Origin of the sequence: Allorhizobium sp. NPDC080224 (assembly GCF_050281005.1) — a bacterium.
In the GTDB taxonomy this organism is placed as follows: domain Bacteria; phylum Pseudomonadota; class Alphaproteobacteria; order Rhizobiales; family Rhizobiaceae; genus Allorhizobium.
Window position 1 is genome coordinate 3,458,590 of the sequence record NZ_JBNNWJ010000001.1, and the last position, 23,494, is coordinate 3,482,083.

Consider the following 23,494-nt stretch of genomic DNA (forward strand, 5'->3'; position numbering starts at 1 on the left):
TAATATGAGTTTAATAAGATCGCTCAGATTGGGGCATGGGCAGTGCTGGATCAGCGATCCGAATGACCAGCCGAACCACAACCCAAAATAGAGATCAAGCATAGAATCAGGGCACGCGAGATGGACGATCCCGCATGCCCCAACTTAAGCCTATCTCCCCACGATAAGAGGAGGATGTCACCGCATATCCTCGATGGCGACCGCATCGACATCGGTGTAATCGACATTGTCGCCGGCCATGGCCCAGATGAACGAATAATTCGCCGTGCCGGCCCCGGAATGGATCGACCAGCCGGGCGACAGGACGGCTTCCTCGTTCTTCATGATGATGTGGCGCGTCTCGTCCGGTTCGCCGAACAGATGGAAGACGCGGGTTTTCTCCGCCATGTCGAAATAGAGATAGGCCTCCATGCGCCGGTCATGGATGTGGCAGGGCATGGTGTTCCAGACCGACCCCTTGGCAAGGCTCGTCATGCCGACCACCAACTGGCAGGTTTTCACGCCTTCGGGGTGAACGAACTGGAAGATCGAGCGCTCATTGCTGGTTTCCTGCGCGCCGAGATCGAGCCGCTTGGCGTCACCGATGCCGATGTGCCGAGGCGGGTGCTGCGTGTGTGCCGGAGCACTGAGCAGGTAGAATTTCGCAGGCTCGTCCGCCGACACCGAGGCGAAGGTGACCGACGATCCCATACCGGCATAGACCATGTCCCGGGTGCCGGCCTCGAACCGCTCTCCATCGACCGTCACCACGCCTGCCCCGCCGATATTGACCGCAATCATCTCACGACGTGCGAGCAGTTCAGGCGTACCCGCCGGCTTGATGGTTTCGAGCGGCAGTTCCGAGGCGAGCGGCACGGCACCGCCGACGATCATGCGATCGTAATTCGTGTAGTGCAGCTGGATGCGGCCCGGCACGAAGAGCGGCGGCAGCAGAAAATTCGAGCGTAGTTCATCCGTGCCAAACCCGGCAGCGGTCAACGGATCGATGGCGAAGCGATTGGTGAAATCGGTGTGCGACATCATTCCTCCCATACATGTTACGTCAACTTATCATACATGTTGCAGATCATGCGACAAGGCAAAAAATCTTTTCACTAGCGGCATAAGAAGATGAAAAGTGCGTGCGCCAAGATAAGTCCTAAGACAGGTTTTCAGCTCCTCGGCAGCGGATAGGCCACCTGGCCATCTTCTTCCCCCCTCGGAAAAGCGCCCTCCCGGTTGCGCCGTTCGGCTTCCCTATAACCCTGCGGACTGATCCCGATATAGCGCTTGAACATACGGGAGAAATAATAGGCGTCCGCATAGCCGGAGAGAGCAGCCGCCCGCTTCACCGTGCATCCACCGGCCAGCAACCCCATGGCACGCTCCATGCGCTTGAACTCCTGGAACTTGTCCATGGTCCAGCCGACGCGCTTGCGGAACTCGCGCTTGAAATAGTCGGGATTGTAGGGTGCGGCCGAAAGCACCTGCGAGGTGATCGCCTCGTTCAGCGGATCCGCAGCGATCTGGCTGGCAGCGACCATGATCGCCAGCGACAGCTGGTCGGGATTGGCGACCGTCCCGACCGACTGCTCGCGCCAGCCGATGAAGGCCTGTTCGATGAACTCGATCAACAGGAACATGAAGACATGATGCTGCTGCAGGCTCGTCGAATAAGGCGGCGCCGTCTCGCGAAAGTGACGGACCACCTTCTCCAGCATGTCCCAGCGGGCAAGCTTCACCGACAAGGCGAGATCCATCTGCCCGATGAGATCGAGCCGACCGAAAAGATCGAGCGTGAAATGCTGCGCAACCCCGGTATAGGCTTCGACCGACGCCGATCGACCGACGAACCGCGTGCCGGCGGGCAAAAGCATCGCCGAACCCGGCTCCACCTCCACCGTCCGCCCCTCGACCTCATAGATCCCGCGACCGCTCAGACAGATCACGAGGTCATGCACCCGGTTCGATTTGTCGATCGACCAGGTCTGCGAATGCTGCATGCGGATGGTCGAGCGTGTCAGGTTGAGCGCCAGCGCCTGCATCGGAATACCGCCGAGCACACTACCTTCAGTTTCGTCCATCATTTTTCCCCTATTTGTCGATTTCCGCGCGAACCGTATAGCGAGATAGTAGACACAGGACCGGTCGACTTGGGAAGACCGGGGAGGATATCAGGAGGAGGAGGGTAGACTGCGAGACAGGCCACGGAGGTGGGTCGGTCTTGGCTTGGTCCACCCCAAATATTGCGATGCAGAAAACGGAATACACGCGCCCCGTCACCATCGCCTATGTCGGCGGCGGCTCGCTCAATTGGGCGACGAAACTGATGGGCGACCTCGCCCAGGACGGAACGGTGCCAGCGACAGTCCGGCTCTACGACCTCGCCCATGCTGCGGCCGAGCGCAACGCCCGTATCGGCACCCGCTATGCCGCTCGCAGCGACACCGGCGCGCCCGTCACCTATACGGCAGAACGCACGCTGGAGGCAGCGCTTCGTGGTGCCGACATCGTCATCATCTCGATCCTGCCAGGTTCCTTCGAGGACATGGCAAACGACATCGCGATCCCCGAACGCTACGGCATCCGCCAATCGGTCGGCGACACCGTCGGGCCCGGCGGCTTTGTCCGCGCCATGCGTGCAATCCCCATGATCGCCGAGATCGGCCGCGCCATCGCCAACCACTGCCCTGAGGCTTACGTCTGCAATCTGACAAACCCGATGTCCGTGCTGACAGGCACGCTCTATGCCGTTTTCCCGCAGATCCGCGCCTGGGGTTCCTGTCACGAAGTGATCAAGACCCGCAAAATCATGGCTTACCTCGCCAACCGCCAGGCAGGCGAAGTGCTCTACGGCTATCGCAATGCCAAGGTGAACGTGCTCGGCATCAACCACTTCACCTTCGTTGATCGGGCCGCTGTTGGCGGTATCGACATGATGCCGGCCTTTCTCGATTTCGCGAGACAGCATCATGCGACCGGCTGGCGGGAATCGCCGCTGGATCCCGCCAACGAACACGATCGCTACTTCACCGACAGCTTCCGCGTTAAGTTCGACCTCTCGCTCCGCTTCGGCATCGCCGCAGCAGCGGGCGACCGGCACCTCGTCGAGTTCCTGCCGCAGAGCTGGTACCTCGATGATCACGCCGCCTGGAAGTTCGGCCTCACCCCGGTCGAGTTCCGGATGCGGGAACGACAGGAGAAGGTCGATTATGCGGATGCCCTCGACAAGGGCGCCGAGCTGCCGCCAGCCCGCGCCTCGGACGAAGCCATCGTCGAGCAGATCAAGGCTCTGATGGGCGGGCCTGAGCATGTGAGCAATGTCAACCTGCCGAACCGGGGGCAGCTCGCCGGCTTTGCAGAGGGCACGATCGTCGAAACCAATGCCCGCTTCAGTGCACTCGGCATCCAGCCCATCGTTGCAGGCCGTCTGCCGAAGGGTCTTGAACTGCTCGCCCGTCCCCATGCCGACCGGCAGAACGCCCTCGTGGCATCAGTCCTGTCTGAAGACGTCGATGCGCTCCTGCCGCTCTTCGTCTCGGATCCGCTTGTCGCCGCCCTGCCCCAGGATAAGCCGACCCGCCTCTTCCGAGAAATGGTGACGGCTACCCAGCATCGCCTGCCTGAAACCTTGGCGAAAGCCGGAGGTGCTGCATGAGCGGAGACAGCCGTTACCTCGGGCTCTTCTATCTCGCGCCCTACATCATCGGGCTCCTGATCTTCACGGCCCTGCCCTTCGTCGTCTCGCTCTATCTGAGCTTCACCGACTACAATCTGATGAGTGCGCCGATCTTCACCGGCTTCGACAACTATGTGAGGCTGTTCACAGGTGACCGGACCTTCCGCAAGTCGCTCTGGGTGACCCTCATCTACGTCTTCACGACGGTGCCGCTGAAGCTGATTTTCGCGCTCTTTGTCGCCGTGATCCTGAACTACAAGCTGAAGTTCATCAACGTTTACCGCACGGCCTTTTACGTGCCCTCGATCCTCGGCGGTTCGATCGCGATTGCTGTTCTCTGGCGCTACATGTTCGCCGATGTCGGCCTGGTAAACATGGGCCTGACGATGATCGGCCTTGAGCCGGTCAACTGGTTCGGCGACCCGACCAATGCACTTTTCACGATCACGCTTCTGCGCCTATGGCAGTTCGGCTCGGCCATGGTGATCTTCCTGGCCGCCCTGCAGAGCATCGACAAGAGCCTTTACGAGGCCGCCGCGATCGATGGCGCCGGCAAGTGGAAGAGCTTCGTCCACATCACCCTGCCGCTGATCACGCCTGTCATCTTCTTCAACCTGATCATGCAGATGGTCCAAGCCTTCCAGGAGTTCAACGGCCCCTACATCATCACGCAGGGCGGCCCTCTGAAGGCCACCTACTTCCTGCCGATCTACATCTATGACGAAGCCTTCAAGCGTTTCGACATGGGTTATGCCTCGGCCATCGCCTGGGTGCTCTTCGTCATCATCATGGCGCTCACCCTCATCGCCTTCTGGTCTTCGCGCCACTGGGTCTACTACGCCGGCGACAAGCGGAGCTGATCATGACAGACCACGCCCTTCCCCCCTATGCCGCTGGTATCGAAGAAGCCGACAAGGCCCACCGCCGCGATCTGCGCCGGCAAAAGATCACGACCGTCTTGCGTTATGCTGTCCTGACGGTGGTAGGCTTGATCATGATCTACCCGCTGGTCTGGCTGATCGGCGCCTCGTTCAAGACCAATTCCGAGATCTTCGCCAATCCTGGCTTCTGGCCGGAAAACCCGACGGCCGATGGTTATATCAGGGGGTGGCAGACCTCGACGCCCTATACCTTCGGCACCTTCTTCCTGAACACGCTCTGGATCGTGTTGCCCAAGATCATTGGGACGGCGATCTCCTGCACGGCGGTGGCCTATGGCTTTGCCCGCTTCGATTTTCCGTTCAAGAAGCTGCTCTTCGCAACCCTGATCGCCACGCTGCTGCTGCCGAATGTCGTCACCCGCATTCCGCAATACCTCTTGTTCCGCGATCTTGGCTGGCTCGACACCTATCTGCCGCTCTGGGTCCCCTCGGCCTTTGCCGGCGATGCCTTCTTCGTCTTCATGCTCGTGCAGTTCCTGCGCGCCATTCCGCGCGACATGGAGGAAGCAGCCCGTGTGGATGGCGCCAATACCTGGCAGGTCCTCGTCTTCATCGTCATCCCGCTGCTGATGCCGGCGCTGATTTCGGTCTGCCTCTTCCAGTTCATGTGGACGATGAACGATTTCCTAGGACCGCTCATCTACATTTCCTCCGTCGAGAAGTTCCCGGTGTCGCTGGCGCTGAAACTCTCGATCGACACAACGGAGGCCTTCGAATGGAACCGGGTGCTGGCCATGTCCGTGCTGACACTTCTGCCCGCTCTCACCGTGTTCTTCCTCGCCCAGAAATACTTCATCGACGGCATCTCCGCCGGCGGCATCAAGGGATAAAACAATGGCCCGGTTGCAACTGAAAAACCTCGAAAAAGACTATGGCGCCTTCCGTGCCGTGCATGGCATCAACCTCGATGTCGAAGACGGCGAGTTCATGGTCCTGGTCGGCCCCTCCGGCTGCGCCAAGTCGACGACGCTGCGCATGATTGCCGGCCTGGAACGCATCACAGGCGGCGAGATCCGCATCGGCGGCGAACTCGTCAACGACCGCGCGCCCGGTGACCGCGGCATCTCCATGGTCTTCCAGAATTACGCGCTCTATCCGCATATGAAGGTGAAGAAGAACCTCTCCTTCTCGATGCGCCTCAAGCGCCGTCCGCAGGCAGAAATCGACGAGGCCACCGAGAAGGTGGCGGGCACCCTGGAAATCGGCGCCCTGCTCGACCGGTTGCCGAAGCAGCTCTCCGGCGGCCAGGCCCAGCGTGTCGCCGTTGGCCGCGCGCTGATCAAGAAGCCGCAGGTCTTCCTCTTCGACGAGCCGCTGTCCAACCTCGACGCCAAGCTGCGCGCCTCGATGCGTGTGCGCATCACCGACCTGCACAAGCAGCTGAAGGCCGACGGCATGGCCGCGACCGTCATTTACGTCACCCACGACCAGACCGAGGCGATGACCATGGGCGACAGGATCTGCGTCATGAAGGACGGGCACATCATGCAGGTGGCCGACCCGGTGACGCTCTACAACCGTCCGGCCAATGCCTTTGTCGCTGGCTTCATAGGCAGCCCGGAAATGAACCTGATCTCGGCTGAGCTCTCTGGAAAAGGCGAACTCGTCACGGCCGGGCAGACGCTCTCGATCATGGATGGCCTTGCTCAGCGACTGCATCGTGATGCCGCGCGCGAGGTCACGATCGGCATTCGTCCGCAGCATCTACGGATCGCGCCGCCCGAGACACCGGGCACGCTGTCGGGGCGCATCAGCCATGTCGAGTTCATGGGCCACGAGGTCTATCTCTACGTGGATATCGGCGGCGAACGCGTCATCGCCGTCGTGCCCTCCAGCCAGTACGATAGGTCGCAGATCCGCGACGACCATGTCTGGCTGAGCCCGGACATCCGGTCCGCACACATCTTTAACCGCATGACGGGCGAGAACATCTCGCTCGCCGACTGAAAGCCGTCATCGTTCAAACTTGGGAGGAGCCAGTATGAGAACCTTGATCATGACCGCCGCACTTCTTGCGGCAACCAGCCTGAGCACTGCCTATGCCGCCGATTTGCGCATGTCCTGGTGGGGCAGCGATGATCGCCATATCGCCACGCAGGAAGCCTTGAAGCTCTGCGGTGGTAAATTCGGTCATACCATCTCGCCGGAATTCACCGGCTGGACCGGACACCAGGAAAAGATCACCACCCAGCTTGCCGGCCGCACCGAAGCCGACATCATGCAGATCAACTGGCCCTGGCTGCCGATCTTCTCGAAAAGCGGCGACGGCTTCGTCGACCTAAACGAGTTCAAGGACGTCATCGACTTAAGCCACTGGTCGGAGACGGATCTGAAAGGCGGCACCGTCGAGGGCAAGCTGAACGGCTTGCCAGTATCGACCACTGGCCGCGTCTTCATGTTCAACAAGACCACCTACGACAAGGCGGGCCTTGCGATCCCGACCACCTGGGACGAACTGCTCGCGGCAGCTCCGGTGATGAAGGAAAAGCTCGGCCAGGACTATTATCCCTTCGAAGGCACGGCCCTCGATGCCCGCCTCGTCGTCATCCTGCGCACCACGCAGAAGACCGGCAAGGACCTGATCGATCCGGCGACCAACCAGGTTGCCTGGACCGTGGACGAGCTAGCGGAAGGCCTGCAGTTCTACCAGACCATGGTGGACGAGGGTGTCATCAAGTCCTGGAAGGACGTGGCCGCTGGTGGCAATGCGCCGCTGCACGAAAACCCGGCCTGGGCCAGCGGCAAAATCGCCGGCACCTATCAGTGGGACAGCACCTACGGCAAGATCTCCGGTCCGATGGAGGAAGGCCAGCAACTCGTGCCCGTCAAGCTGTTGCAGATTGAAGGCGCGACGACCGAAGGCGTCTATCGCAAACCCTCGATGCTCCTGGCCATATCGAAGAACAGCAAGGAGCCGAAGGCCGCCGCCGAGATCGTCAACTGCCTGTTGAACGATCCGGAAGCGATCAAGATCCTCGGCGCGACCCGTGGCGTGCCTTCGAGCAAAATCGCGCTCGAAGAGCTCTCCAAGGCCGGATCGATCGAGCCGGTGCAGGTTGAGGCCAACAAGATCGTGCTGGAAAGCAATGGCGTCGGCGTCTCGCCGCTCAACGAACATCCGCGCGTGACGGAAGCCTTCGACAGCACCTTCGAGGCCTTTGCCTATGGTCAGGCTTCGGCCGAAGACGCAGCCGCCGAGATCATCGACGGCATTAACAGCGCACTCACCGGCATCTGAGGAGGACGATCTTGACCGACGGCCCCATCCAGCTGCTGCATCTGTCGTCAAGGACGGCAACACTGACGATCGAGGCGGACAGGCATCTGTTCGCCCTCGACCGGGCGTTGCCCTGGGTGCTGCAGCTGGGTGACGGCACGACGGTGAAGACCGGCAGTGCGACCTCGGTCGTGCTGTCCCTCGATGGTCTGGAACCGAAGAGCGAGTACCGCTTCTCGACCGCGATCGGTGGGATCACCTTTCGAACAGCCGACGAAACGGCCCTGGTCGATATCCGCGACCACGGAGCGCGACCAGACAGCAAGGACAATACCACGGCGATACAATCCGCGATCGCCGCGGTGCCGGCGGGTGGAACACTCCGGCTGCCCGCCGGCTCCTGGATTTCAGGCCCGCTTTTCCTGAAGAGTGACATGACGCTGCTGATCGAAGAGGGCGCCGTTCTGCAGGACATCGGCGCCCGCGAGGGGCGCCCGATCCTACCAGCCCGCCATGCGGACGGACGCGTGCTCGGCACCTGGGAAGGGGTCGCGGAAGCCTGCTTCGCCAGCCTCCTCAACGCCATCGACTGCGACAACCTGACGATCTGCGGCAAGGGTATCGTAGACGGCGGCGGCGACCGTGGCGACTGGTGGACCTGGCCGAAGGAAACCCGCGACGGCGCCCGGCGCCCGCGCACGATTTTCCTGTCCGGCTGCCGTCATCTGACGATTGCCGGCATCACGGTGCGCAATTCCCCTTCCTGGACTGTCCATCCCGTACTCTGCGAGGATGTGCTCGCGGTGGGACTGACGATCCGCAACCATCCTGATACCCCCAACACCGACGGGCTGAACCCCGAATCCAGCCAGAACATCCGCCTTGTTGGCCTCGACATCTCCGTCGGCGACGATTGCGTGGCGATCAAAGCCGGCAAGCGCGACCCGCGTGGCGGCCCGGATCGGCCGACCCGCAATGTCGAGATCCGCAACTGCCTGATGCAGCGCGGTCACGGCGCCGTGGTCATGGGCAGCGAAATGAGCCAGGGCATCAGCGACGTCACGATCAGCCGCTGCCATTTCATCGGCACAGATCGGGGCCTGCGCATCAAGACCCGGCGTGGCCGAGGCGGCACCGTCTCCATGATCAGCGTCCAAGACTGCCGCATGGAAGATGTCGCCACCCCGATCGCCGTCAACGCTTTCTACTTCTGCGATGCCGATGGGCGCTCCGACTATGTCCAATCCCGCACCGCCCTGCCCGTCTCCCTCACCACGCCGAAGATCGAGGGCATCGAGATCCGCAATCTCGAGGTTTCAGGCGCCGAAACGGCGGCAGCCGTCTTCTACGGACTGCCGGAATCGACCATCGACGCCGTATCGATCGACGGCCTCAGCATCGCCTACAGCGCCGATGCGAAACCCGCCGTGCCGGAGATGGCCTGCCATCTCCCGGAACTGCGCCATGCCGGCATCATCGCCGAGAACACCAATTTCAGCCGGATTGCCGGCCTCTCACCCGCATCCATTCACCCGGACCCCTGAAGACCAATGCTGATCTCCTATTTCGACGACTATGCTCGCGACTACGAACCCTACAAGGCCGGTGCCTGGTGTTATGAGGACGGCTGCCTCTATCGCGGCCTGATCACGCTGCATGAGGCGACCGGAGATCGGCGCTGGCTCGACCATCTGACCCGGCTCGTCGATGCGCAGGTGGATGCCGATGGCGGTCTCTCCGACTACCGGATCACCGAATTCAACATCGACAACATTCTGCCCGGGCGCGCGCTGTTTTACCTCCATCGCCTGACGGGACAGGCCCGTTATCTGGAGGCTGCCAGGCTCCTTGGCAGGCAACTCACACACCATCCCCGCATCGCCAGCGGCCCCTATTGGCACAAGCTGCGTTACCCGCATCAGGTCTGGCTGGATGGCCTCTACATGGCCATGCCGTTCAAGATCGAGCTTGGCCTGGCATTGGGTGATCAGCGCCTCGTGGACGACGCGATCGCACAATTCATCACCGCGCTCGACCTGACCTTCGACGCAGCCTCCGGCCTCTATCGCCACGGCTACGACGAGTCGCGGCTGCAGGACTGGGCCGATCCGGATACGGGTCTCTCACAAGCCCATTGGGCGCGGTCGATCGGCTGGCTCGCCATGGCCTTCGTTGACGTCATCGAGCATCTGCCGCAGGGCGAGACGCGCCGCGACCTGTCGACACGTCTTACCGCGCTGAACGATCGGCTTGCCGCCCTGGTGACGAAAGACCATCGCTGGCTGCAGGTGATCGACGCGCCCGAGGCAACGGACAACTACCCCGAAAGTTCGGCAACGGCCATGTTCGCTTACGCCCTGCAGAAGTCCGAGCGCCTGGGCATCGATCGACATGCTGCCCTCGGGCGTTCAGCGCTTCAGGCTCTTGCGGATCTCGAAGTCAGACCTGTCGAGGGCGGGCGGCGGCAGTTGCAGAATGTCTGCTGCGTCGCGGGCCTCGGCCCCTTCCACGGTATCTATCGCGATGGCAGCGTTGCCTATTACCTCACCGAGGCCATCCGCCCCGACGACATCAAGGGTGTTGCTCCGCTGATGATGGCGGAGGCCGAACGTCTGCTCGCAGAGGACCTCGCCCTCACCCAGCAAGGCGAGGGACGGCGGCCGCCAGCGATGAATGCCGTCTGACGCGCAGCGTATGGACCGCCGGCGGAGGAGCCGACGGTCCTGTCTTGAAACTCAACTCGCGGCCTTCTGCTCAACACCCGATGCCGCTCTCTGCCGGACATCCGTCCAGCCGAGATTGCCGGCATAACGCCAAGCCATCTGCCCCTGCTCGTCGAGCGTGAAGAGATGCAGCCAGCCATTGTCGAAGAGGGCGCGAACCTGCGCATGCCGCTTCAGGATGTCTGAAATCGCATCCTTCGGCGCCTCGACAGCAACGGTCAAGCGCAGCGGCTCGTGGACGAAATTCTCCCCGTCGTGGACCGACTGCCAGGGGAGCCCGGCCCGCATATTGCCACCATTGCCCTCAACCACGCCGATGCCGCCAACGACATTGTGCAACAGCTTGTTGCCGGCCCCGAAGAGCGACGGCGCAACCGACGAGCCGAAATACTGCAGGCTGATCCAGCTCGCAACGACGACGGGGGCCGTCAGGATGAGTTCGAGGATCTTGAAGCCCTCATCCTTCTTCCAGACATAGTCGTGCAGGAAGGCCTGACCTTCCAGCGACCGGCCTGCAGTGCGCGAGCGCGGGGCCGCGATAAAGGCGCGGCAACCGGCAAGCCCGAGTTCTGGGCGAACTTCCGACCAGTCCTTGCTGCGCTCGATGACACGGTCAGCCGTCGCCCGCGGCAGACGCCGCGCCCGCTCTGCCCGCGTCAGGCTGCCGGCCTGCGCGAGCCACTGGCGGATGCGAACGATGTCTTCAGGCAGAATATCGTTCTCCAAGTCGTCTTCGAACAGCGTCACGCTATCCGTCGTGGTATCGTGCAGGCCACCGAGGAAGACGGTATCAGCCGGGATGGTGATCCCGTTCACCGCCAGCTTTTCCCGCACCGCGCGATCATTCAGCAGATCGGCCAGCAGCCGCGCGTTGACGTCACCCGCATAGCCACCGCAGGCGCCGCAGTGAAGGGCGCTGGCGTAAGGGTTGTTGACCACATTCGCCCCATGACCGGCGATCAGCACGAAACGGCCGAAACCTTCCGTCAGCGACATCGCTTTCAGTACGGTTTCAGCGACCACGGCGCGGGTATCCAGATCAAGGCTCGGGGCAAAGCGCGGCTTTGCGGCGTCCGGACCTTTGCCCTTGCCGAAACCGAGACCGTCACGCATCAGCTTGCCGGCATAGACGGGGCCCATGGCTTCCACGAAGGCGAAGGACGACACGGCGGCCAGCTTGAACCGGCCCCAGGCGCGGGTGGCACGCGCGCTGAACCGCGCCTGCTGATCGGCATCCTCATCGTGATCGACGGCGCTGCAGCTGAAGACGGAAGGCTTCAGGAGAACCGGCAAGCGATGCTCTGATACGTCGGAGGCAAAGCCCTTGTGGCCGGCGCCGAGACCGAAAAAGCCGGCAAAGCCAAGCGTGCGGACAGCAGGATCAACCCTTTCGAGCGCGCGGCGGAAGACTTCCGAGCGCACGTCGATGCAGAAGGCCGCCTGCAGCACCGGCCGCAACTCGGCAACCTTGATCGGCGAGGGTGCAGCAAGCGTGGCCGCAAGCTTCCGCTGCGCTGCGCGCTCGGCGGCGACCTGCAGCAACCCGTCGATGGTGGTGTCGAAATCAGGGCTGACCGGCTCGGCATGGGCACGCCGCACCTGCTGCCACTCACTCTCGATGGCGGTCTTGTGACGCGCATAAAGCGCCTCCTCGAAGACGAGCCGGATCGCCAGCAGCTCGAGCGCCGTCGTGTCCGTCCGTCCCTCGACCTCGGCCTTGAACTGGATGTGGCGCGCATACTGCGCCCAGCCGCCGACGGTCAGCAGAAGTTGATGGAAATAGGTGCCGGGTTCGGCGCCGAGGCCAAGCGCGACGGCAGCCCGTTCGATCGCCCCATGCGGGGTCTCCGGCGTTTCGTCGACATGGATGCTGAAGCCCTTCAGCCCCAAGATTTCCGGTGTCAGATCATGGGTCGCAAAGGCGCGCCAGGCAGCATAAAGCCCGTTGCGCCGGGAGGCGGCCCAAAGGGCCTGCCCCTGATCGAAGAAGCCGGCCGCAAAACTGCCGATCCGCTCGGACACGAGCCCCGGCCAATCCTTGCCCGTGGCCCGCGCGGCAAGCTCCGCGATCGTCGGGAGTGCCGCCACCGGCTGCGGCTCCTCGCCAACGGCAGCCTTGAGCGCCGGCAGGTCGATGTGGCTGAAGAGCGCGCTCGACTGGAGCGCCGCCGCCAGATCCTCATCCGTGATCTCGCTCCTGGCGATCTGGTCGGCAAAATGCTTGCGCGGCAATGCCAGCCTGACGCCGCCGATCCGGGCGAGCCGGGCCGCCGTCTGGTCGAGCGTCTCGGTGATCTGGCCGAGGAATGGGTTGACGGCAACGGTCGCCGTCAGCGGCCAGGCCGGCGGGATCGCCCGCACGGCCTGATCCGCCGCAAGCGCGAGTGCTTCACCATGCAGGGTGTCGATCGTGGTCATCTCGGTCATCGGTTCACTCCTTGATGGAAGCAGGCGTTGCGGAGGGGGTGCGCGGAAGCGTCCAGCCACCGAGCAGGCGATCGAAGAGGGCATTGACGTAGAGGCCGTTGGCGAGATGGACGCGCAGGCCCGCCGCTGCCGGATGATAGGCCCAGAGCGGGAAGAGCGACTGGGCAACAGCCACGACGCCGAAGGTGACGACGGCAAGCAGCATTAGCGTCCATTCGAGCGGCTCGGGCTGTGGGGTCGCAGGCAGCGTCCCGAGCATCAGCTTGTCGGAAATGCGCTGCAAGGCGAAGTAGGCCGTGGCCGCCGAGATCGCGTAGAGCGAGGTCCGCCAGGTGAGCGCCCGGGGCGCCGCGTCCGCCAGGCCTTGTGCAATCAGATAGGCGACGCCGAAGATCAGGATCGCACCAAGCGCCAGAGCCTGCGGCGGCTTATCGGCGAAACCGAAGAGCAGGCCAATGACGGCATAGATGGCAAGCGCCAGCAGGAAGGCGCGCCCGACCGCCTTGGCATTGGGGATCGCGACCGGACCGGGGCGCTTGATCGAGGCAACCGTTTCGATGGCCGAGCCGGAGGCGAGGAAGGCATGTGCCTTGTAGAGCGAATGGGCAACGATGTGTAGAAGCGCGATCGGGAAGAGCGCCAGGCCGCATTGCAGGATCATGAAGCCCATTTGCGCGACCGTGGACCAGGCGAGCGAGGTCTTCACCGCTGACTGGGTGAGCATCACGAGACTGCCGAACAGCGCCGTGAAGCCACCAACCATGACCAGCACCGCCAGTACCACAGGCGCCTGCAGCATGACATCGGCAAAGCGGATCAGGAGGAAGCCGCCAGCATTGACGACGCCGGCATGCAGCAGAGCCGAAACCGGGGTCGGCGTTTCCATCACTTCCGTCAGCCAGCCATGGGTGGGGAACTGGGCGGACTTCAGAAGTGCGGCAATTGCCAACAGGGCTGCGGCGGCAATCGTCAGCGGCAGCCCCTCGCCTGCGCGCGCAGCGGCAAGAATGGTGGCGATGTCGCCAGTGCCGAAGGAAATCGCAAGCAGGATGACGGCGCCGATCAGCGCGGCATCACCCGTGCGCGAGACGATGAACTTCTTGCGCGCGGCCCGCTGGGCAGCGATCCTGTCAGGATAGAAGAGCAACAGCTGATGCAGGAGCAGGCTGGTCGCGACCCAGCCGATAACGAGCTGAAGCAGCGTACCTGACTGGACGAGCAGAAGGACGGCAGCGAGGGTTGCCGTCATCCAGCCGGTGAACGGGCCCTGCCGCTCTTCCCCGTCGAGGAAGGTGCCGGCATAACGCAGCACCACCCAGCCGATGAAGGATACGAGCAGCAGCATGACAAGGCTGACAAGGTCAAGCCGCGAGGCCAGCGCGAAGTAGCTGTAGCCGATTGCCGGGCTGGTGCCAGGCCCCTGCAACACGAGGACGACAGCGGAAAGGATCGCGACGACGATCGAACCGAGAGCCGCGAGTTCGGCAACGCGGATCGCCTGACGCGGGCGAAGGCCGGGCGCCTGGAAGGCATAGAACGAGGCACCGGCAAGCAACAGCGGTGCAAGGAGTGGCAGCAGGTGGATCACGTGATGTCTCCGGTCTGGGCCGCTGCTTGGGAGGAGGCAGCGGCGATCTCACGGACCTGTTATCAGCCGCGTGATCTCAAGAAAAATTCATTGTTTCTCTAAATTCGTTCTATAAAATAGAACTATGCCCGAATTGAACTACCACCACCTCCGCTATTTCCGCGCCGTTGCGCATGACGGCAACCTGACCCGCACGGCCGAGCGGCTGAACCTGTCGCAATCGGCGCTCTCCATCCAGATTAAGCAGCTGGAAGAGCGGTTGGGCCACTCTCTCTTCGAGCGTCGTGGTCGACAGCTCTATCTCACCGAGGCGGGCCGCATCGCGCTCGACCATGCCGACACTATCTTTTCAGCCGGCGAGGAACTGGTCGAGACGCTGAACGAAACCGGAAGAACCCGCCGCGCCATTCGTATCGGTGCGCTTGCAACGCTCTCGCGCAACTTCCAGATGGAGTTCCTGCGCCCGATCCTGGGCCGCTCCGATGTCGATATGATCCTGCGCTCCGGCAGCACCAGCGAGCTTCTCGGCGCACTCGAAGCATTGAACCTAGACATAGTCCTGCTCAACCAGGCGCCGATGGCCGATTCCGTCACGCCCTTCATCGCCCAGCACGTCTACCAGCAGCGCGTCAGCCTGATCGGCAAGCCATCCTATGGCAAACCGGGCGCGACCCTCGGCGATCTGCTCACAGAGCATCCGGTCATCCTCCCGACGCTGGAAAGCGGCGTGCGCTCGCAATTCGAAGCCCTCGTTGCGCGCCTCGGCATCGCCCCGCAGATCGCGGCGGAAGTCGACGACATGGCGATGATGCGTCTTCTGGCCCGCGAAGGGGCGGGTCTAGCCGTTCTCCCGCCGATCGTCGTCAAGGGCGAACTCGAGGCCGGGACTTTGGTCGAGTTCGATGCGCTCCCTGGCATGATCGAATCCTTCTTCGCCGTCACAGTGAAGCGGCGCTTTCCCAACCCGCTCATTCGGCCGCTGCTCGAAGCGAGCGAGGACGGCAAAACCGCTGGCGCCTGAACAACGTAAAGCTCAAGCGCATCAAGCATTTGAGAAGGGGACTGCGTGAACACATCCATCGCCATCATCGGAGCCGGCATTGCCGGCATCACGCTCGGCCGCAATCTCTCCGCTCACGCCGACGTCACCGTCTTCGAAAAGAGCCGAGGTCTCGGCGGCCGCATGGCCAATCGCCGGCGCGAGGGGTTTTCCTTCGATCATGGTGCGCAGTATTTCACGGCCCGCTCGAAGGCATTCAAGGCGGCAGCGGAACAGGCCGTGGCACAGGGCCATGCCGGCATCTGGCCAAAGGCAGTTCATACGCTGACCACAAACGGCCTTGTGGCAGACAGCCGCCCGACCGAGCCGCGCTATATCGGCATTCCCGGCATGAGCGGGTTTGCGAACGGATTGGCCGAAGGGCTTGAGATCCGCAAGGAAGCGAGCGTCGCACGGCTTGCGCCCTCCGGAAATGGCTGGGCTCTGAGCGACAACGAGGACAGACATCTTGGCAATTTCGATCTTGTCATCTCCACCGCCCCCGCCCCGCAGACCGTCCGACTGATGCCGGAGACTTTCTCCGCCCATGCCGACCTGAAAACCGTTAAGATGAGCGGCTGCTTAACCCTGATGATCGGCCTCGACGCCCAGCTGGACCTCGGCTTCGAGGCCGCCCGCATCGAAGATCCCTTACTCAGCTGGATTGCCATCGAGGCAAGCAAGCCGGGTAGATCCGAAAAGACCGCGCTCACCATCCACAGCCGAAACGATTGGGCAGAGGCCAATCTGGAGCGTGACCGCGGCGAGGTACAGGCCGAGATGCTACAGTCTCTGAAGCGACTTCTCGGGAAGAACTTCTCCACGCCCGCCTGGCTCGACCTGCACCGCTGGCGCTACGCGAATGTCGAAAGACCGGTGGGTCAGCCTTTCCTCTTTGATCCAGCCCTCGGCCTTGGCGCCTGTGGCGACTGGTGCCTTGGCAACCGGGTCGAGGCAGCGGTCGAAAGTGCCCTCGCTTTGTCTGAAATACTGATCGCCCGCCTGCAAGGAGCCTGACCGATGTACCGCGACCCCGCGCTCACCAAAATTCTGACCTATGCAGGCGCCCTCCCCTTCTGGGTGCTCGGGCTGGCCCAGGTGCTCCGCTTCGAGCCCGCACTCGCCGCCCAGGCCTTTGTTGCCTACGGCACGGGCATCGCCTGCTTCATGGCGGGAACGCTCTGGAGCCAGGCACAGATCAAGGCAGAGAAACCACAGCTGATGCTTGTCGTCAGCAATGTCGCGGCCCTGACCGCCATCGGCGCACTGCTGCTCCACACGTCACTCCCCACTCTGACGATGGCGATGCATATGGCCGTGTTTCTCGCCCTCCTCGCCAGCGATCTGGCCTTCCATCGGAAGGGCGATCAACCCGATTGGTATCTGGCGCTTCGGCGCAATGTCACGCTGCTCGTGATCGCCGCCTATGCTGTGGTGATGATACTGACATGAGATTTTTTTATTCCATGCTGTAAGATCCCCTGGGGAGCCGCGACAAATGGGGGCGTGCTGTGTGGCACGCTGGATCTTGGCAGCGCGGGCAATGTCCGGGGGATCATGATGGCGAATGCGGGCGAGCAGGAATTGAACGGCGGAAACGGTGCAGCCGCACCGTTCCTGGCCGATGCTGTTTACATGGCGGAACTGCGCCAGCGCATGCTGAAATTTGCGAGCCTTCAGCTTGCCGATCCCGGCCTTGCCGAAGATGCGGTGCAGGAAGCGCTGGCGGGTGCGCTGCGCAACGCCAAGGCCTTTGCCGGACGCTCCGCCTTTCGCACCTGGGTCTTTGCCATCCTGCGTAACAAGATTGCGGACCAGATCCGCTTCAAGCGCCGCCAATCGCAGATGATAGCCATGCCACTTGGTCACTTCCCGGATGAAGATGAGCCTCGCTACTTTGACGCCAAGGGCTCCTGGGCCCCGGAAAACAGGCCGAGCGATTGGGGCAATCCGGAGGTCGAATTGCTGGGCAAGGATTTCTGGCGGGTCTTCGAGGCCTGCCTCGACCATTTGCCGCCCGACCAGGGCCGCGTCTTCATGATGCGCGAATTCGTCGAGATGGAGACACCAGAAATCTGTGCCGAGATCGGCATCACCACCACCAACATGCATGTCCTGATGCATCGCGCCAGGCTGCGTCTGCGCAATTGCCTCGAAGGGCACTGGTTTGCACCGGAGGAGAGCCTGTCATGATGTGCGAAAATGCCACGAAACTCGCCTCGGATGAACTCGATCGACGCCTGTCGATTGGCGAGACCTTGCGGCTGCGGCTGCATCTCTTCGGCTGTGACGCCTGCTCGGGCTTTGTCCGGCAGATCGGGATGATGCGCAAGGCGACTCGCCGCTATGTCGCGACCGACGCCTCCGATCCGGATGAGCGCTGATCAGCGATCGCCAAGGTCCTCGATCGACAGAAGCAGATCGGTTGCTAACCTCGTCGCAGCGCCCGTCGCAATCGCCATCTGCGGCAGGATCATCCATTCGAGCGTCCAGGCGGCTCCGGATCTTTCCTGCTCATGCACCATCGCCTGATGCAGGCCCGCAATCTGCACGGCGTTGAACCGGGCGAGCGTCACAAGCACTTCCGCCTTCACGGGATTGCGCTTGTGCGGCATGGCCGAGGACGCACCGCCGCCGCCGATCACCGCGGTGCCATTGTCCGCCATCAGCGCCAGATCCTGCCCGATCTTGCCGAGGCTGCCGGTGATTTGAGCCAACAAACCGCCGATGTCCGCAATGACCCCGCGCTGGCTGTGCCATTGCGGGCGGTCAGCGAGCGACAGCAGATCGGCGAGCCGGGCGCGCACGGCAAGCGCCTTGTCGCCGAGCTTTTCGAGCGTGCCGGCAGCCCCGCCGAATTGCAGCGGCAAACCCGATTTCAGCATGTCCTGAACGGCCGCCTTGTGGGCAACCACCGGCGACTTCCAGCTCGCAAGGCGATCCGAAACCGTAATCGGTATCGCCGCCTGCATGCGCGTACGGCCCATCAACGGCTTCGCCCCGAAGCGCGTATCCAGACCGTCGAGTGCTGTGGCCACGGCTGCCAGTCGTTGATCAAGGATCGAAAGCACCGTCGTCAGTCGCAGAATCAGGCCGGTATCGATGGCATCCTGGCTGGTGGCGCCGAAATGCAGATGTTTGCCGTGTTCACCGAGGGCTGCCCGCCATTGCCGGACGAGATCGGGAATGACCACGCCATCGCGGCCGATCGCCTGTTTCATGGCATCGAGATCAGCGAGAAAGACCTCCGGCAAAGCCGAAATTGCTTGTGAAGCCTCCGCAGTGATCAGACCCTCCGCGGCCTCCGCCTCGGCAAGTGCCACCTCGAAACCGAGCATGGCTGAAAGCTCGGCTGAAGCCGTAAACTGGGCGCCGATCTCGTCATCGCCCAGAAGGCCGGAGAGGATCGGATGGTCGAAGACGGAAGCTGTCATGCTGATCTCCAGGCCCTTCTCAGATGTCGAAGAAGACCGTTTCCTTCTCTCCTTGCAGATGAATGTCGAAGTGATAGGTCGAACCGTCACGCTGCGCAATCAGCGTCGGCACGCGCACGCGATGCTCGATGCGCGCAAGGATCGGGTCCTCGGCATTGGCCGCTTCTTCATCGCCGAAATAAAGGCGCGTGTTGAGACCGAGATTGATGCCGCGCGCGACGATCCAGAAGGAGATATGCGGCGCCATCAACCGGCCATCGCGGAAGGGTACCCGGCCCGGCTTGATCGTCTCGAACCGATATTCACCGGTCGTAAGATCGCAGGGGCAGCGTCCCCAGCCAGTGAAGTTCGGATCCGCACTGCCGCGCGTCTCGGACGGACTGTTATAGAACCCGTCGGTATCCGCCTGCCAGATCTCGATCAACGCATCCTTGAGCGGCGTGCCGGATCCATCGATGACGCGACCGGTGATCGTGATGCGCTCGCCGCGCGTCTTGTCGTTCACCATTGTGGTGCCGAGATCAACGGGATAGACGCCCTTGATGTCCGCGAAGTTCGGCGTGAGGCCAATATGCACGTAAGGGCCCGCCGTTTGGCTGGCGCTTTCCTTGAGGTAGCCGAGATCCTGGACCATCAGTTCCCCTCCATCCGGTTTTCAAATAGCGTCGAGCGGCGGCCACGCAGGATGATGTCGAACTTGTAGGCGCGCGCATCCATCGGGATGGTTGCCGACCAGTCGAGAGCAGCGACGAGCTGCTCGATCGCCGCACGATCCGGGATCGTCAGCACGATCGGACACTTCCAGATCATCGGATCGCCCTCGAAATACATCTGGGTGATCAGACGCTGCGAAAAGCCGTGACCGAAGATCGAGAAATGGATATGCGCCGGCCGCCAGTCGTTGACGCCATTAGGCCAGGGGTAAGGACCGGGCTTGATGGTGCGGAAGGCGTAATAGCCGTTCTCGTCGGTGATCGTGCGCCCGCAGCCACCGAAATTCGGATCGAGGGCCGCGAGGTAGCTTTCCTTCTTGTGGCGATAGCGACCGCCGGCATTGGCCTGCCAGAACTCGAGGAGAGCACCCGGAACCGGCCGTCCACGCTCGTCGAGCACGCGCCCATGCACGATGATCCGTTCGCCGATCGCGCTTTCGCCGGGTTTGGCGAAATTATGGATCAGGTCATTGTCGAGCTCGCCGAGCATCGAGTGGCCGAAGACCGGGCCTGTTATCTCCGACTTGGTGCCGTCGAGCGAGAGCAGCGCTTTTTGCGGCGAACGCAAGACGGAGGTCTTGTAGGTCGGCGTATAGGCCGGTGGGTGCCAGGCGCGATCGCGCGCAAAGAAGGCGCCCGTCTCCGGCTTCTTGTTCGAAAGGTCAGTCATGGCTCCCTCCCCCGGTTTCCCCGGCGTCTATCCTATCAAACACGTGCTTGGCGATCTTGAAAGCCCTGTTGGCGGCGGGAACACCGGCATAGACGGCGACATGCATCAAGGCTTCGGTGATGTCTTCGCGGCTCGCCCCGGTATTGGCGGTGGCGCGCACATGCATCGCGACCTCTTCGTCATGACCAAGGGCTGCAAGCAGCGCGATGGTGATCATCGAGCGCTCGCGCGGGCTGATGCCCGGTCGCGACCAGACAGTGCCCCAGGCGCCCTCGGTGATCATTTCCTGGAAGGGCTGATCAAAGGGCGTGGCCGAGGCCGAGGCGCGATCGACATGGGCGTCGCCCAGCACACGGCGGCGGGTCTCCATACCCTGTCGATAACGGTCGGAAGAACTGCGGGCATCAGCCATGGGCTGCCTCTCCTGAAATGACGGGCGCGAGAAAGGCCTCGATGATGGTGGTAAGCATTTCCGGTTGCTCGACACAGGGGATGTGTCCGGCGTCCTTGATGACTTCGTAGCGCGCGCCGGGTACGAGCTTGGCAAGTGACAGCACGAGATCGGGTGGCGTTGCCCCATCCTGATCCCCGACAACGCAAAGCGTGGGAACGGCGATACGCCCCGCGGCCTCGGTGTAGTCAGCATCGCGGATCGCAGCACATGTGCCGATATAGCCGTCGACCGGCTGCCGGAGCATCATGTTGCGATAGCCGAGTAAGCCCGGATCGCTGTTGCGGAAGGCCGGTGTGAACCAGCGCTCCATGACGCCATCGACAATACCGTCAAGACCACCCTCCTCGATGGCTGAGATGCGGGCAGCCCACATCTCCGCCGTGCCGATCTTGTGGGCCGTGTCGCAGAGGATGAGCGCCTTCACCAGATCAGGCCGACGCGCATAGAGGTTTTGCGCAATCAGACCGCCGACAGAGAGCCCGCAGATCACGGCATTGCTGACCTTGAGATGCTCAAGCAAGCCGATCAGATCGTCGACATGGTCCTCGATCGTATAGGGCGCCTGCCCGACATCAGAGAGACCATGGCCGCGCTTGTCATAGGTCAGCAAGGGATAGCTGCCGGCGAGCCGGACGATCACGTCGCGCCAGATGCGAAAATCGGTGCCCAGCGAATTGATGAAGACGATGACCGGCTTGTTGCCCGGCCCACCAATGATCTGGTGATGCAGGCTGACGCCGTTGAGCTGAACGAACTGCACGGGTTCCTCCTCCGTTATCTGCATATTGCTCATGCGGTTTGGTTAGGTAAAATGATGTTTTCCATCTTATTCCTAACCGCAGGGTTATGTTTCCCGATGATCGACAACCGCGTGAAGTTTCGGCACTTGCAAACCTTCGTCGAGGTGGCACGTCAAAAGAGCGTCATGAAGGCAGCGGAACTCCTGCATGTCAGCCAGCCAGCCGTGACCAAGACAATCCGGGAGCTCGAGGAGGTGCTGGGTGTCGCGGTGTTCGAAAAGGATGGTCGCGGCATCCGCATCACCCGCTATGGCGAAGCCTTCCTCAAGCACGCAGGCGCCGCACTGACAGCGCTCCGCCAGGGTTTCGATTCCGTCTCCCATGCCCTGCATGCCGATGCCCCGCCGATCCGGATCGGGGCGCTCCCGACGGTCTCAACCCGCATCATGCCGCAGGCGATGACGCTGTTCCTCAAGGAGGATGTGCCCGCCCGCATCAAGATCGTCACCGGCGAGAACGCCGTCCTTCTCGAACAGCTGCGGGTCGGCGATCTTGACCTCGTCGTCGGCCGTCTGGCAGCCCCCGAGCAGATGACCGGCTTCTCCTTCGAGCATCTCTATTCCGAGCAGGTGATCTTCTGCGTCCGCGCCGGACATCCGCTCCTCTTGGCCGGCTCCGACCTCTTCGGCGAGCTTGAGCGCTACCCCGTGCTGATGCCCACACGGGCGTCGATCATCCGCCCCTTCGTCGAGCGCTTCCTGATCGCAAACGGCATCTCCGGCATCCCCACCCAGATCGAAACGGTGTCCGACAGCTTCGGCCGCGCCTTTGTCCGCCAGACGGATGCGGTCTGGATCATCTCAGCCGGCGTTGTGGCAACGGACCTTGCCGATGGCACGCTGGCAGCCCTGCCGATCGACACGAGCGAGACCAAGGGACCGGTCGGCCTTACCGTTCGGGCAGATGCCGTCCCCTCCATGCCGCTGGCGCTTCTGATGCGCACGATCCGCGAGGCCGCCACCGAGGTGGCGAAGACCTGAACCTCAGGGCAAGAGCGGCTTCAGCCGAGCCTGCATCTCGCGCAGGGCCGGCAGGCAATGTGACGGCAGTTCCGCAGCCGGCAGGATCGCGGCCGGCGCGCCGACATTGATGGCGGCCACCACACGGCCCCGGTCGTTGCTGATGGGCACAGCGATGGAACAGAGACCGATCTCAAGCTCCTGATCGATGACGGCATATCCCTGCTGCCGGACCTTGACGATTTCCTCTTTCAGCAAACGAGGATCGGTTAACGTCCGAAGCGTATGCGCCTTCAACTGCGAAGCGGCGAGGATGGCATCGACCTCGGCATCCGAAAGCGCCGCCAACAGCACCCGTCCCATCGACGCGCTATAGGCCTGCAGCCGCGACCCCGGCATCAGATTGATCGACATGACCCGCTTCTGTGCGGCGCGAGCGATATACACGATCTCGGTATTGTCTAGGATCGAGGCCGAGGCGCTGTGCCCGAGACGCTCGGACAGCTCATCCAGATGCGGCTGCAGAAGCACCGGCAGCGGCGTGGCGGACAGCCAGGCATGGCCGATCCGCAGGATCTTCGACGTCAGCGAGAAGAACTTCCCGTCATAATCCGCATAGCCCAGCTCGGCGAGCGTCAAGAGGCAGCGCCGTGTGGTCGCCCTGTCGAGGCCGCTCAGATCTGCAGCCTCGCTGATACTCAGGCGCTGGCGGTCGACACCGAAGGCTTCCAGCACCTTCAGCCCCTTGGCAAAACCGCCCATGAGATCCCGCTCTCCGATCCCCATATGCATCCCCAAAATGTGCGATTATCGAACAAATATCAAATATCGCACAAATTGCTTGCTGTCGATGGATGGAGGGACCTATTTG

The 23,494-nt window shown here is 62.5% G+C and carries 23 protein-coding genes; 13 read left to right on the plus strand and 10 right to left on the minus strand.

Annotated features, from left to right (window positions below; translation table 11 throughout):
• Nucleotides 1-177 precede the first annotated feature (177 nt).
• Both kduI and ACQKP1_RS17040 read right to left on the minus strand, forming a co-directional pair.
• Complete coding sequence (gene kduI / locus ACQKP1_RS17035; protein ID WP_427276158.1) at nt 178-1,020, minus strand: 5-dehydro-4-deoxy-D-glucuronate isomerase; 843 nt, start codon at nt 1,018-1,020, stop codon at nt 178-180.
• A gap of 131 nt (nt 1,021-1,151) precedes the next feature.
• Nucleotides 1,152-2,063: an AraC family transcriptional regulator gene (locus ACQKP1_RS17040; protein ID WP_427276474.1), complete on the minus strand. Its 912-nt coding sequence runs from the start codon at nt 2,061-2,063 to the stop codon at nt 1,152-1,154.
• Between the two features lie 167 nt (nt 2,064-2,230).
• On the opposite strand from ACQKP1_RS17040, the gene ACQKP1_RS17045 reads away from it, so the two are divergent.
• From ACQKP1_RS17045 to ACQKP1_RS17075, 7 genes are read left to right on the plus strand one after another with little or no spacing between them, the layout of a single operon-like run.
• Nucleotides 2,231-3,637 (plus strand): alpha-galactosidase, encoded by a 1,407-nt coding sequence (locus ACQKP1_RS17045; protein ID WP_427276159.1) that lies wholly within the window; start codon nt 2,231-2,233, stop codon nt 3,635-3,637.
• Nucleotides 3,634-4,518, plus strand: a complete 885-nt coding sequence (locus ACQKP1_RS17050) for a carbohydrate ABC transporter permease (protein ID WP_006724723.1) — start codon at nt 3,634-3,636, stop codon at nt 4,516-4,518. The genes ACQKP1_RS17045 and ACQKP1_RS17050 overlap by 4 nt, the downstream gene beginning before the upstream one ends.
• 2 nt (nt 4,519-4,520) lie before the next feature.
• On the plus strand, nt 4,521-5,429 hold the full coding sequence (locus ACQKP1_RS17055; protein WP_006724724.1) for a carbohydrate ABC transporter permease: 909 nt from the start codon (nt 4,521-4,523) through the stop codon (nt 5,427-5,429).
• Between the two features lie 4 nt (nt 5,430-5,433).
• The gene (locus tag ACQKP1_RS17060) at nt 5,434-6,546 is read left to right on the plus strand and encodes an ABC transporter ATP-binding protein (protein WP_427276160.1); all 1,113 of its coding nucleotides are present in this window, start codon (nt 5,434-5,436) and stop codon (nt 6,544-6,546) included.
• 34 nt (nt 6,547-6,580) lie between these two features.
• Nucleotides 6,581-7,837 (plus strand): ABC transporter substrate-binding protein, encoded by a 1,257-nt coding sequence (locus tag ACQKP1_RS17065; RefSeq protein ID WP_427276161.1) that lies wholly within the window; start codon nt 6,581-6,583, stop codon nt 7,835-7,837.
• 11 nt (nt 7,838-7,848) lie between these two features.
• The gene (locus tag ACQKP1_RS17070; RefSeq protein ID WP_427276162.1) at nt 7,849-9,360 is read left to right on the plus strand and encodes a glycoside hydrolase family 28 protein; all 1,512 of its coding nucleotides are present in this window, start codon (nt 7,849-7,851) and stop codon (nt 9,358-9,360) included.
• Between the two features lie 6 nt (nt 9,361-9,366).
• Nucleotides 9,367-10,500: a glycoside hydrolase family 88/105 protein gene (locus ACQKP1_RS17075; RefSeq protein WP_427276163.1), complete on the plus strand. Its 1,134-nt coding sequence runs from the start codon at nt 9,367-9,369 to the stop codon at nt 10,498-10,500.
• Nucleotides 10,501-10,551: 51 nt separating this feature from the next.
• On the opposite strand, the gene ACQKP1_RS17080 is transcribed toward ACQKP1_RS17075, so the two are convergent.
• On the minus strand, nt 10,552-12,966 hold the full coding sequence (locus tag ACQKP1_RS17080; protein ID WP_427276164.1) for a YbcC family protein: 2,415 nt from the start codon (nt 12,964-12,966) through the stop codon (nt 10,552-10,554).
• 4 nt (nt 12,967-12,970) lie between these two features.
• Nucleotides 12,971-14,554 carry a proton-conducting transporter membrane subunit gene (locus ACQKP1_RS17085; RefSeq protein WP_427276165.1) on the minus strand — a complete coding sequence of 528 codons (1,584 nt, stop codon included), beginning with the start codon at nt 14,552-14,554 and terminating at the stop codon, nt 12,971-12,973.
• Nucleotides 14,555-14,678: 124 nt separating this feature from the next.
• Here ACQKP1_RS17085 and ACQKP1_RS17090 point away from each other — a divergent pair, with 124 nt between their 5' ends.
• From ACQKP1_RS17090 to ACQKP1_RS17110, 5 genes are all read left to right on the plus strand, one after another.
• Nucleotides 14,679-15,575, plus strand: coding sequence for a LysR family transcriptional regulator (locus ACQKP1_RS17090; RefSeq protein WP_427276166.1), 897 nt, complete (start codon nt 14,679-14,681; stop codon nt 15,573-15,575).
• 45 nt (nt 15,576-15,620) lie between these two features.
• Nucleotides 15,621-16,610 (plus strand): NAD(P)/FAD-dependent oxidoreductase, encoded by a 990-nt coding sequence (locus tag ACQKP1_RS17095; RefSeq protein WP_427276167.1) that lies wholly within the window; start codon nt 15,621-15,623, stop codon nt 16,608-16,610.
• A 3-nt stretch (nt 16,611-16,613) separates the two neighbouring features.
• Nucleotides 16,614-17,045, plus strand: a complete 432-nt coding sequence (locus ACQKP1_RS17100; protein WP_427276168.1) for a DUF3429 domain-containing protein — start codon at nt 16,614-16,616, stop codon at nt 17,043-17,045.
• A gap of 105 nt (nt 17,046-17,150) precedes the next feature.
• On the plus strand, nt 17,151-17,786 hold the full coding sequence (locus ACQKP1_RS17105; protein ID WP_427276169.1) for a sigma-70 family RNA polymerase sigma factor: 636 nt from the start codon (nt 17,151-17,153) through the stop codon (nt 17,784-17,786).
• Nucleotides 17,783-17,977, plus strand: coding sequence for a zf-HC2 domain-containing protein (locus tag ACQKP1_RS17110; protein ID WP_069043282.1), 195 nt, complete (start codon nt 17,783-17,785; stop codon nt 17,975-17,977). The genes ACQKP1_RS17105 and ACQKP1_RS17110 overlap by 4 nt, the downstream gene beginning before the upstream one ends.
• Here the strand turns inward: ACQKP1_RS17110 and ACQKP1_RS17115 are convergent, their stop codons facing one another.
• Genes ACQKP1_RS17115 through pcaD form a run of 5 tightly spaced genes read right to left on the minus strand, consistent with a single transcriptional unit; the run spans nt 17,978 to nt 21,624 of the window.
• Nucleotides 17,978-19,027 carry a 3-carboxy-cis,cis-muconate cycloisomerase gene (locus tag ACQKP1_RS17115; RefSeq protein ID WP_427276170.1) on the minus strand — a complete coding sequence of 350 codons (1,050 nt, stop codon included), beginning with the start codon at nt 19,025-19,027 and terminating at the stop codon, nt 17,978-17,980.
• Between the two features lie 19 nt (nt 19,028-19,046).
• Nucleotides 19,047-19,661, minus strand: coding sequence for a protocatechuate 3,4-dioxygenase subunit alpha (pcaG, locus tag ACQKP1_RS17120; protein WP_427276171.1), 615 nt, complete (start codon nt 19,659-19,661; stop codon nt 19,047-19,049).
• Nucleotides 19,661-20,410 (minus strand): protocatechuate 3,4-dioxygenase subunit beta, encoded by a 750-nt coding sequence (gene pcaH, locus ACQKP1_RS17125; RefSeq protein ID WP_427276172.1) that lies wholly within the window; start codon nt 20,408-20,410, stop codon nt 19,661-19,663. Before pcaH ends, pcaG begins: the two co-directional genes overlap by 1 nt.
• Entirely contained in the window at nt 20,403-20,822 is a 420-nt protein-coding gene (gene pcaC, locus ACQKP1_RS17130) for a 4-carboxymuconolactone decarboxylase (RefSeq protein WP_427276173.1), read from the minus strand. The genes pcaH and pcaC overlap by 8 nt, the downstream gene beginning before the upstream one ends.
• Nucleotides 20,815-21,624 carry a 3-oxoadipate enol-lactonase gene (gene pcaD, locus ACQKP1_RS17135; protein WP_427276174.1) on the minus strand — a complete coding sequence of 270 codons (810 nt, stop codon included), beginning with the start codon at nt 21,622-21,624 and terminating at the stop codon, nt 20,815-20,817. Before pcaD ends, pcaC begins: the two co-directional genes overlap by 8 nt.
• Nucleotides 21,625-21,720: 96 nt before the next feature.
• Here pcaD and pcaQ point away from each other — a divergent pair, with 96 nt between their 5' ends.
• Nucleotides 21,721-22,644, plus strand: coding sequence for a pca operon transcription factor PcaQ (gene pcaQ, locus ACQKP1_RS17140; RefSeq protein ID WP_427276175.1), 924 nt, complete (start codon nt 21,721-21,723; stop codon nt 22,642-22,644).
• A 3-nt stretch (nt 22,645-22,647) separates the two neighbouring features.
• Here the strand turns inward: pcaQ and ACQKP1_RS17145 are convergent, their stop codons facing one another.
• Nucleotides 22,648-23,409: an IclR family transcriptional regulator domain-containing protein gene (locus ACQKP1_RS17145; protein ID WP_427276176.1), complete on the minus strand. Its 762-nt coding sequence runs from the start codon at nt 23,407-23,409 to the stop codon at nt 22,648-22,650.
• Between the last annotated feature and the right edge of the window lie 85 nt (nt 23,410-23,494).

Excerpts from the sequence above, each read along its gene's own strand:
- ACQKP1_RS17045 (WP_427276159.1), top strand. The coding sequence starts at position 2,231 with ATGCAGAAAACGGAATACACGCGCCCCGTCACCATCGCCTATGTCGGC.
- ACQKP1_RS17050 (WP_006724723.1), top strand. The coding sequence starts at position 3,634 with ATGAGCGGAGACAGCCGTTACCTCGGGCTCTTCTATCTCGCGCCCTAC.
- kduI (WP_427276158.1), bottom strand. The coding sequence starts at position 1,020 with ATGTCGCACACCGATTTCACCAATCGCTTCGCCATCGATCCGTTGACC.
- pcaG (WP_427276171.1), bottom strand. The coding sequence starts at position 19,661 with ATGGTCCAGGATCTCGGCTACCTCAAGGAAAGCGCCAGCCAAACGGCG.
- ACQKP1_RS17080 (WP_427276164.1), bottom strand. The coding sequence starts at position 12,966 with ATGACCGAGATGACCACGATCGACACCCTGCATGGTGAAGCACTCGCG.
- ACQKP1_RS17040 (WP_427276474.1), bottom strand. The coding sequence starts at position 2,063 with ATGGACGAAACTGAAGGTAGTGTGCTCGGCGGTATTCCGATGCAGGCG.
- pcaQ (WP_427276175.1), top strand. The coding sequence starts at position 21,721 with ATGATCGACAACCGCGTGAAGTTTCGGCACTTGCAAACCTTCGTCGAG.
- ACQKP1_RS17105 (WP_427276169.1), top strand. The coding sequence starts at position 17,151 with ATGATGGCGAATGCGGGCGAGCAGGAATTGAACGGCGGAAACGGTGCA.
- pcaH (WP_427276172.1), bottom strand. The coding sequence starts at position 20,410 with ATGACTGACCTTTCGAACAAGAAGCCGGAGACGGGCGCCTTCTTTGCG.
- ACQKP1_RS17075 (WP_427276163.1), top strand. The coding sequence starts at position 9,367 with ATGCTGATCTCCTATTTCGACGACTATGCTCGCGACTACGAACCCTAC.
- ACQKP1_RS17090 (WP_427276166.1), top strand. The coding sequence starts at position 14,679 with ATGCCCGAATTGAACTACCACCACCTCCGCTATTTCCGCGCCGTTGCG.
- ACQKP1_RS17110 (WP_069043282.1), top strand. The coding sequence starts at position 17,783 with ATGATGTGCGAAAATGCCACGAAACTCGCCTCGGATGAACTCGATCGA.
- pcaC (WP_427276173.1), bottom strand. The coding sequence starts at position 20,822 with ATGGCTGATGCCCGCAGTTCTTCCGACCGTTATCGACAGGGTATGGAG.
- ACQKP1_RS17060 (WP_427276160.1), top strand. The coding sequence starts at position 5,434 with ATGGCCCGGTTGCAACTGAAAAACCTCGAAAAAGACTATGGCGCCTTC.
- ACQKP1_RS17065 (WP_427276161.1), top strand. The coding sequence starts at position 6,581 with ATGAGAACCTTGATCATGACCGCCGCACTTCTTGCGGCAACCAGCCTG.
- ACQKP1_RS17055 (WP_006724724.1), top strand. The coding sequence starts at position 4,521 with ATGACAGACCACGCCCTTCCCCCCTATGCCGCTGGTATCGAAGAAGCC.
- ACQKP1_RS17145 (WP_427276176.1), bottom strand. The coding sequence starts at position 23,409 with ATGGGGATCGGAGAGCGGGATCTCATGGGCGGTTTTGCCAAGGGGCTG.
- ACQKP1_RS17100 (WP_427276168.1), top strand. The coding sequence starts at position 16,614 with ATGTACCGCGACCCCGCGCTCACCAAAATTCTGACCTATGCAGGCGCC.
- ACQKP1_RS17115 (WP_427276170.1), bottom strand. The coding sequence starts at position 19,027 with ATGACAGCTTCCGTCTTCGACCATCCGATCCTCTCCGGCCTTCTGGGC.